At 61.0% G+C, this 7988-nt stretch carries 7 protein-coding genes and 2 pseudogenes; 5 read left to right on the top strand and 4 right to left on the bottom strand.

Going from position 1 to position 7988, the window contains the following annotated elements; genetic code table 11:
• Positions 1–1221: sensor histidine kinase (locus BN871_RS19945; protein ID WP_048748494.1), on the bottom strand; the 1221-nt coding region annotated here is incomplete at its 3' end.
• 146 nt (positions 1222–1367) lie between these two features.
• Here BN871_RS19945 and BN871_RS19940 point away from each other — a divergent pair.
• The 3 genes and pseudogenes from BN871_RS19940 to BN871_RS19930 all read left to right on the top strand — a co-directional run bounded on the left by BN871_RS19940 (position 1368) and on the right by BN871_RS19930 (position 4661).
• Positions 1368–2688, top strand: a pseudogene (locus BN871_RS19940) (DRTGG domain-containing protein).
• Between the two features lie 352 nt (positions 2689–3040).
• Complete coding sequence (locus BN871_RS19935) at positions 3041–3346, top strand: ribbon-helix-helix protein, CopG family (RefSeq protein ID WP_021881916.1); 306 nt, start codon at positions 3041–3043, stop codon at positions 3344–3346.
• A 175-nt stretch (positions 3347–3521) separates the two neighbouring features.
• Entirely contained in the window at positions 3522–4661 is a 1140-nt protein-coding gene (locus BN871_RS19930; RefSeq protein WP_198158074.1) for a DNA polymerase III subunit beta, read from the top strand.
• Between the two features lie 166 nt (positions 4662–4827).
• Here the strand turns inward: BN871_RS19930 and BN871_RS19925 are convergent, their stop codons facing one another.
• The 3 genes from BN871_RS19925 to BN871_RS19915 form a co-directional block, all read right to left on the bottom strand.
• The gene (locus tag BN871_RS19925; protein WP_048748492.1) at positions 4828–5145 is read right to left on the bottom strand and encodes a YtpI family protein; all 318 of its coding nucleotides are present in this window, start codon (positions 5143–5145) and stop codon (positions 4828–4830) included.
• 338 nt (positions 5146–5483) lie between these two features.
• Positions 5484–6005, bottom strand: coding sequence for a hypothetical protein (locus tag BN871_RS19920; RefSeq protein ID WP_048748491.1), 522 nt, complete (start codon positions 6003–6005; stop codon positions 5484–5486).
• A 15-nt stretch (positions 6006–6020) separates the two neighbouring features.
• On the bottom strand, positions 6021–6347 hold the full coding sequence (locus BN871_RS19915) for a YtrH family sporulation protein (protein ID WP_048748490.1): 327 nt from the start codon (positions 6345–6347) through the stop codon (positions 6021–6023).
• Positions 6348–6494: 147 nt separating this feature from the next.
• Here BN871_RS19915 and BN871_RS29305 point away from each other — a divergent pair, with 147 nt between their 5' ends.
• Positions 6495–7118 (top strand): PHP domain-containing protein, encoded by a 624-nt coding sequence (locus BN871_RS29305; RefSeq protein WP_053087019.1) that lies wholly within the window; start codon positions 6495–6497, stop codon positions 7116–7118.
• Positions 7060–7988, top strand: a pseudogene (locus BN871_RS30330) (DNA polymerase III subunit alpha); the annotation flags it as partial. The gene BN871_RS29305 and the pseudogene BN871_RS30330, both read left to right, overlap by 59 nt.

The following is a 7988-nucleotide window of genomic DNA, read 5'->3' as shown; positions in this document are numbered from 1 at the left end:
TATAAGCGGGCGGGAGATCGGATGAATCGGGCCGGTCGGGASCGGCMYGGAGCWCGCCGSCTTSGAGACGGCGATGGTCATGCTGCGCCCGTCCAGGAAGGCTTCGAGCCGGACTTCGCGCTGTCCCGCCGGCAACTCCGCGGCCTCGTCGAAGGCGTTGTCGAGCAGGTTCGCCGCAATGCGGACGAGATCGATGCTTTTGAGCGGAGGCAGCGCGGCTGCCTCAAGCAGATCTGCGATCTCGTAGTCCAGCGAGATGCCGAGGCTCTTGGCCGCCTCTTCCTTCACGCTGAGAAGGGCAGCGACGGCTGGAAACGGCAAGGCGGCGAGATCGGCGGCGACCCGGTTGACGGCATCGATCTCCTCCAGCACCTCTCCCATATAAGCCCTCAGCTCTTCCTGCTTGCCCAGCTTCAGCATGAGATGCATGGTCTGGACATGATTGATGAAATCATGACGCTGCCCCCGAATCGTAGCCAGCATCCGGACGAGATCGCCTTCGATTGCCTGTCCGCCCTTGTCTTCCCCTTCGCGGCGTGCTTGGGCGATCAGCCGCAGCGCCATGAAGATGACCGGGGCGATCGTCGAGACGCTCAGAACGAGAAGGAGCGAAGAGCTCTGCCGGACGCCGCTGACGACATAATGCTCGAGAAACAGCAGAGCCAGCAGCATGAACTGCAGGGAGACGAGCAGGATGAAATAGAACATCGACGACCCTGCCGCTTTTGAAAGGCCCTTCTTCAGCATGGTTCCGGGATGGATATTCCGGCGCTCCATCAGCAGCGCCGCCAGCGCGAACAAGGCGAAGGAAGGCCAGCAGACGGCGATCTTCAGCCAGACGGGTCCGCTCAGGACGCTCTCGTAGGCGGTGAATTGAACCGCGGCGCCCATTGTGACCATATCCGACAGGATAATGAAGATGAGCAGCAGCGCTTGCACCACCAGGCGCTGCCGCAGACTCATTTCCCGGAAAAACAGCCAGAGAAAAAATGCGATGGAAACGATCGTATTGCCGAAATGCGCCCAGGCGGGAAGCTCGAAGAAGAAAAGATCCGTATATAGGGAGGACGCCGCGACGAATCCAAGAGTCCGCTTCCAGAAGCCTTCGGTCCGGATGCCGAGAAACTGGAAGGTGAAGCAGGTGAAGATGAGGCTCTGAGGAAAGGATACGAACACATAGAGAGTAGCTGAGCGCATGAGCAGGCTGGAATCGATATTCACACTTGGCTCTCCTTGTCGGACCGTTTCGGTATCGCGTTCAGGCGTTCATTTCTACTTTAGCGGCTTTTTGCTAAAATGAACATATCGATTTTCATCGGCGAAAGGCGGCGAAGCAGGTGGCCTCAGACAACGGCGGCAAACCATCCATGGAAGCACTGACGAAGCACGAACAGCTGATCCGCCATATCGAGGAGCTGGAGCCGGGAGTCCGGATATCGGTCCGGGGCATCGCCAAGGAGCATGGAGTCAGCGAAGGGACGGCCTACAAGGCGATCAAGGAAGCCGAGCAGACGGGCCTTGTCGCGACCAAAAAAAAGAATCGGAACCGTGCGCGTGCACCGCTCCCGCAGAGGATCGCTTGAAGGGCTCACCTTCGGCGACGTGGCCGAAATCGTGGAGGGACAGCTGCTCGGAGGCGCCGAAGGCCTGCAGCGGACGCTGCATAAGTTCGTCATCGGCGCGATGGAGCTGGAGGCGATGAGCCGTTATATCAACGAAGACAGCCTGCTCATCGTCGGCAACAGGCAGGAAGCCCACAGGACCGCGCTGCAGCAGGGCGCGGGCGTGCTCATTACGGGCGGATTCGGCACGGGCGAGGAGGTCATCGCCCTGGCCGACGAGCGGGGGCTTCCGATTATCGTCTCCCGCCACGACACCTTCACCGTGGCCTCGATGATCAATCGGGCCATGTACGACCGGCTGATCAAGCAGAAGATCGTGCTGATCGAGGATATCATGAGCTTCGGCCGGCCGGCAGACGTGCTTGGCGCGAAGGATACGGCGGCGGATTTCCACCGGCTTGCAGGCATTACGGGCAGCTTCCGCTTTCCGGTGCTGGACGAGCGGGGCCGTGTCACGGGGATGATGACGGCCAAGGATGCGGCCGGATCGGATCCGCAGACGCCGCTGGAGCGGCTGATGACCCGTCATCCCATCACGGCTGCCCCCAATATCACCGTCACCTCGGCCGCTCATACGATGGCGGCCGAAGGCATCGACCTGCTGCCCGTCGTCGACCGCCACCGCAAGCTGCTCGGCGTCATCACCCGCCAGGAAGTGCTTGAAGCGATGCGGATCACCGGCCGCCAGGGCGAGTCCGGAGAGACGTTCGACGAGCTCATCGGCGCGGGCTTCGAGCGTCGGGAGGACGAGGGCTCGTTCCGGTATTCCGGCGTAGCCGCGGCGCAGATGTCCGGCACGCCGGGAACCGTATCCGAGGGCGTCCTGGCGACGCTCATGATCCAGGCTTCCCGGCGCATGGTCCGGGAGAGCGGGCGGAGCGACCATATGATCGAGAGCGTGACATCGTACTTCATGCGTCCGGTCGCCATCGATTCGCAGCTGCATCTGGAGCCTGCGGTGCTGGAGATGAGCCGCAAGTCGGCCAAGCTGGAAATTCAGCTCAGCGATTCCTCCGGCGTGGCGGCCAAGGCGATTCTGTCCATGCAGCTGATGGACGGTTATTGACAGGCTTCCGAGCCTTCTGCATCCGCATGGCATGGATCTGCCGTCAGGCATCATGGATTCCGCTCCGGGCCCGTCAGCAGGACGATTGGGCTCGTCTTGATGCCGTCCCATTTTCACGACAGGCCGTTTTTTTCATGAGCTGCCGCCTTCCCGGCCCTCTTGGAGAAAGCGGCTTTTTTTGCATCCCCGAGACAGCAGAGTTTTGCTGCCGCACAGCCCAGGAGGATTTTTAGATCGGGTTGGAATCGCCCCTGTCCGTTTTTCCATTTCATTTACAACTATAAGCACGCATGGTACAATGAATAGAGTCATATTGATAATGGTAACTTTATTCAAAAAGGAGGACCATGCCATGGATCGTAAATTCACGAAAATAGCTCCACGGGAGCCGGACGGCCAGCTGTCCATGATGTTTGCGCGCGGAGGCAATCGTTCCGGCGCAGGCAGGAAAGCGATCGGAATGACGCGCAAGGTATCGCTCACGCTCAGCGAGCCGTTGTGGGCCGAGATCGACAGGCGATGTCGCCGGACGGGCCGGTCCAGATCGGAGGTTCTGCGGGTTCTCCTGGAAGCGGCTGTCGCTGCAGGGGGCGATGAGGCTGAAGAAGCTGAAGAAGCTGAAGAAGCTGAAGAAGAAAATAAGAACCAAGAATCTTAAAAAACAAGAAGTTAAAAAACAAGAAGTTAAAAAACAAGAAGCTGAAAAAACAAGAAGCTGAGGATACAAGAAGTTTAATAACCTGGAAGCGGAAGATAAGGAAGAGAGCGGAAAATAATGGGATGAAGGCGCAGGTGGCGGGAAGATGCGGCTGATGATCAAGAGGGATCTATTGATGGAAGCATGTGACCAGGTTGTTCCGGCGGGAGGCGGGTTCCGGACCGGGGAGCTGCATTTGACCGCGGGCGGAGGTGAACTCGCCGTGAGCGCGGCTGCCGGAAGGATCGTGCATCAAGCCGTATTGCCGGTTGATGCCGGCTCGCTGAAAATCGAGCATATCGGATGTCTGGCTCTGCCAGCCCGCTATTTCCTTGGCGTCATTCGCCAGGCGGACGGCGAATGGCTTGAGCTTGAAGGACCTTCGGGCGGCATGGCTCGCATCAAGTCCGGGCAGTCGGAGCATCGGCTGGCCGTTGCCGAATTCGGGGAACCGCCGGTTCTGGCCGATGCCGCCGGCCATCCTGCTTTCGTTTTGGATGCCGGCAGCTTCCATTCCAGGCTGAAGCAGGTTCTTTTCGCCGCCGCGGCTTCGGGCTCAAGGCTGCCGTTGACCGGCATTCTGATTGAAGCGGGTGGATCGTCCTGGAAGCTGTCGGCGACGGACGGTGTCCGTTATGCCAGCTGCCGCATGGGCGCTTGGGGCGGCGGCGGAGCCGGATGGAGCTGTCTGCTCCCGGCCAAGCCGCTTCACGACTCGCTCAAGGCGCTCGGAATGGAAAAGGGAGCCTCCCTTTCCCTCGCGATCCTTCCTTTCCAGGTCCAGCTGTCGGCAGGAAGGGCCAAGGTTCAGCTCCCGAGGCTGGAAGGCCGCCTGCCGTTCATCAAGGAGGACATATCCGGAGAGGGAGTCCAAGGCATTTCCCTGGACTCGGCTGCTTTTCGCCAAGCGCTCGATCGGGCCTGCCTGGTCGCCGGCCCTTCTGGCGCGGTGAGACTGAGCGTGGATGCGGAAGCCGCCTTTCTGTCCGCGAGGACGGCAGGAGTAGGGGAGACCCGGCAAAGGCTGCTCGGGGTTGAACGGATTGCCGCCGCCGAATCATCCTGGCAGGTGCTGTTTCATGGAGGGGGCATGAGGGAAATCGCGCATGCCATCGACTATCCCCGGCTGTCGCTGGCAATCGGGGGCCGGCAGAAGCCGATCCGGATCACCGTTCCCGAGGACGAAGGGCGGCTGTACATGATAGCCCCCATCTTGGAGGCCGTCTGTCTTCAAGAGGAGGCTGAGCTTCATTCCAAATGGGGAGGAGCCCGCTGATGCCCCGATGTACGGGATGCCAGGTTTCCCGGCCCGGCGGCGCAACTTCAAGCATCGTGAGCGGGTTCGATCCTCATCGCCGTGTTTGGGGAATGACAAAAGCCGGCCTGCAATGCCGTATACACGGCATTGCAGGCCGGCTTTGCTGTTCCGGAAGCGGCAAGCTTCAGCTGCCGCTGCGTTCCATGGAGGCGCGGATCATGCTGCGGTTGCGCAGGCCGGCAAAGATGTTGAACAGCCCGAGCACCATGAAGAGGGAGCCGATGATGACACGCAGCGTGGAGCCGCTGTACATGAACATCTGGATCAGCGAGATGAACAGGAGCATGCTGCCCATGCTGATATTCATGCGGGCGGCGTGCAGGGCGCGCTGGCGCGGGTCGGAGGAACGGCGGGACTTGAAGCTGTAGACGACGGACATCGCAGAAGTCAGGACGATGCCTGCGATGAGAATCCACTGAAGCCATACGACGGGATCGTTCATGGTCGAGTGCTGCTCCTTTTTTCAACTTGCGGACGCGAAGTCCGGTTTTTGGCCATTGTACCATGAATGCGGATGCAATCGCGAACAGGCTGCGGCGGGGGCCAGGCGAAGCTGCGGGCTTGGACGGACAATGGAGACGTGAATGATTTCATAGCGGCCCCGATGCTCGAAGCTTCCGGTCCGCTTCCGGAATCATGCTCCGCAACGAGCGTTGCCCCGCCTGCCGCTCCGACCACGGAGAGGAGTCCGTCGACGGACTCCTTTATCTCCTGGTGGAGTTTTTCGAAATGGGAGCTTTCAGCGGGATCCTTTCCTGAAGGCCTTTATCGAAGCGGCTTTCAGCGGGATCCGTCCTGCTTGGCGCTGCTGTTCATTTCCGGTCCCTTCTGGCTCACGCTGACCCATACCTGCAGCCTGTTTTCAACGACGAGCACCGTTTTGATTTCGAGCAGCAGGTTCTTGTCCTTGTCTTTATAAATTTTGCCGGCAAGCAGCTCGCGAGCGAGCCTCGACTCGCGGTCGATGTCGAAGACGCTATGGCCCTCCAGCACCTTCAGATCGTCGTGCAGCATTTTCCGCAGCCGCGTTTTGGCGGGCTCGTCGAGCGATGCCGTCACGGGACCGTCCTCGAAGCGGATCTGAAGCGATTTGATGATGGAACTCTGTTGGTTGAACTTGGTCAGCTTCTCGATTTCATTATCCCGTTCATTGAGCTGGCCTTCCAGCTCGCTCTTGAGGTTGGCGATCCGGTCGAACTGGGCCTGGAAGAGAGCCTGATAGAGGGCGGCGCCGATGACGATGCCGCAGATGACGAGGCCGAGCGCTTGGGTCAGCCTGGCGAAGCGGTCGAAAGGAGGCATGCGCATGGAGTCTCCTCACACCCCGTCCCGGCAGATCATGCGGATCAGCTCCGTGCCGGCATGCGCCCCGATGAAAGCGCAGAAGATGAACAGCAGCTGCTGGGCCACCGGGGACAGATGGCCTTGGGATATGTTGCTCTCGATGACCCGCATGGGATCGATCGTGCCGCCGACCGCGGCGACCAGCGCCCATATTTTCAGGCGCGATGCCGTATCGACCATCATAAGGGACGGCGGCGAGGAAGCCAGCACGGAGGCGATGCCCGCGAGCAGCGTGCCTCCGACGACGACTCCGAAGGCAATGAAGCAATCGATCAGGGCTTTGGTCAAGATCATGTTCATTCGGCTCATCCGCCTCACCTGTTTCGTCTAATAGTAGGGAGCGCTTGTCTCCCTTCCTCCATTCTATGGGCTTGGCCGGGTTGTTTATGATAAGATAGACGGAAAGAGCGAACAAGTGTGCCCCGCATGGGGAGAGGGAGAGAGCCGATGAGCGGAAGCGAGAGTTTCGTGCACCTGCATGTGCACAGCGAATACAGCCTGCTGGACGGAGCGGCGCGGATCCGCGACCTGACGGCGCGCGCGGCGGAGCTCGGCATGACCTCGCTGGCTCTGACCGATCACGGCGTCATGTACGGGGCGGTTCCCTTCTACAAGTCCTGCCTGAAGCACGGCATCAAGCCGATCATCGGCTGCGAGATGTACATGACGGCCGGCTCCAGGGCGGACAAGGGAACGCGCAAGGACAATCCGATCTACCATCTGATCCTGCTCGCCAAAAACGAAGCCGGCTACCGGAACCTCATGAAGCTGTGCTCGATCGGCCATCTGGAAGGGTTCCACTACAAGCCGCGGATCGACCACGAGGCGCTCGCCCGGCATGCGGAAGGGCTGATCTGCCTCAGCTCCTGCCTGCAGGGCGAGGTGGCGCAGCATCTGCTCTACGACCGTCCGGAGGAAGCGAGGAGGGCGGCGCTCCGTTACCGCAGCGCGTTCGGCGAGGATTTTTTCCTGGAAATCCAGGACCACGGCATGGCGGAGCAAAAAAAAAGTAATGGCCGGCATGATGGCGCTGGCGGAAGAGACCGGCATCCCGCTCGTCGCGACCAATGACGCCCACTACCTGCGGCAGGAGGATGCCGCCGTGCAGGATGTGCTCATCTGCATCGGCACCGGCAAAAGCGTCAGCGATCCGGACCGCATGCATATGCATGGCGATCAGAACTACCTCAAGAGCCCGGAGGAGATGGGGCGGCTGTTCCGCCACGTGCCGCAGGCGCTGGAGAACACGGTCCGCATCGCCGAGCGCTGCAATCTGGTGCTGAGGCTCGGCGAGCACGCGCTGCCGGAATACAGCCCGCTGCCGAATGGCATGACAGCCGCGTCTTATCTGGAGGAGCTCTGCCGGCGGGGATTGGCGGAACGTTACGCCGCAGAAGCTTGGGGAGCGGCAGGCTCGGCAAGCGCGGTTGGCGTAGCGCCTGGAGACCGGGGAGCGGGATCCGGACCTTCCATGGCGGAGAGCGGCGGAGCGGGCGGGACGGCTTCTCCGGCAGATGGCGGCAGCTTCCTGAGGAAGGCGGGGGAGAGGCTGTCCTACGAGCTGTCCGTCATTGAGCGGATGGGCTTCAGCGACTATTTCCTCATCGTCTGGGATTTCATCCGCTACGCCCATGAGCAGGGCATCCGCACCGGTCCGGGCCGCGGCTCTTCGGCGGGCAGCCTCGTCGCCTACTGCCTGCGGATTACCGATGTGGATCCGCTGAAGCACAGGCTGCTGTTCGAGCGGTTCCTCAATCCCGAGCGGATCAGCATGCCGGATATCGACATCGACTTCAACGACGAGCGGCGCGACGAGGTCATCGCCTACGTAAGCCGCAAGTACGGGGCCGGGCATGTCGCGCAGATCATTACTTTCGGCACGCTGGCCGCCAAGGCGGCCGTCCGCGACGTCGGCAGGGCGCTGGACGTGCCGCTCGGCGA

The organism is Paenibacillus sp. P22 (genome assembly GCF_000469945.2).
Lineage (GTDB): Bacteria > Bacillota > Bacilli > Paenibacillales > Paenibacillaceae > Paenibacillus_O > Paenibacillus_O humicus.
The sequence above is the reverse complement of the archived record's forward strand: the minus strand, read 5'-3'. Positions and strand labels throughout refer to the sequence as shown.

Excerpts from the sequence above, each read along its gene's own strand:
- BN871_RS19930 (WP_198158074.1), top strand. The coding sequence starts at position 3,522 with ATGGAAGCATGTGACCAGGTTGTTCCGGCGGGAGGCGGGTTCCGGACC.
- BN871_RS29305 (WP_053087019.1), top strand. The coding sequence starts at position 6,495 with ATGAGCGGAAGCGAGAGTTTCGTGCACCTGCATGTGCACAGCGAATAC.
- BN871_RS19915 (WP_048748490.1), bottom strand. The coding sequence starts at position 6,347 with ATGAACATGATCTTGACCAAAGCCCTGATCGATTGCTTCATTGCCTTC.
- BN871_RS19925 (WP_048748492.1), bottom strand. The coding sequence starts at position 5,145 with ATGAACGATCCCGTCGTATGGCTTCAGTGGATTCTCATCGCAGGCATC.
- BN871_RS19920 (WP_048748491.1), bottom strand. The coding sequence starts at position 6,005 with ATGCCTCCTTTCGACCGCTTCGCCAGGCTGACCCAAGCGCTCGGCCTC.
- BN871_RS19935 (WP_021881916.1), top strand. The coding sequence starts at position 3,041 with ATGGATCGTAAATTCACGAAAATAGCTCCACGGGAGCCGGACGGCCAG.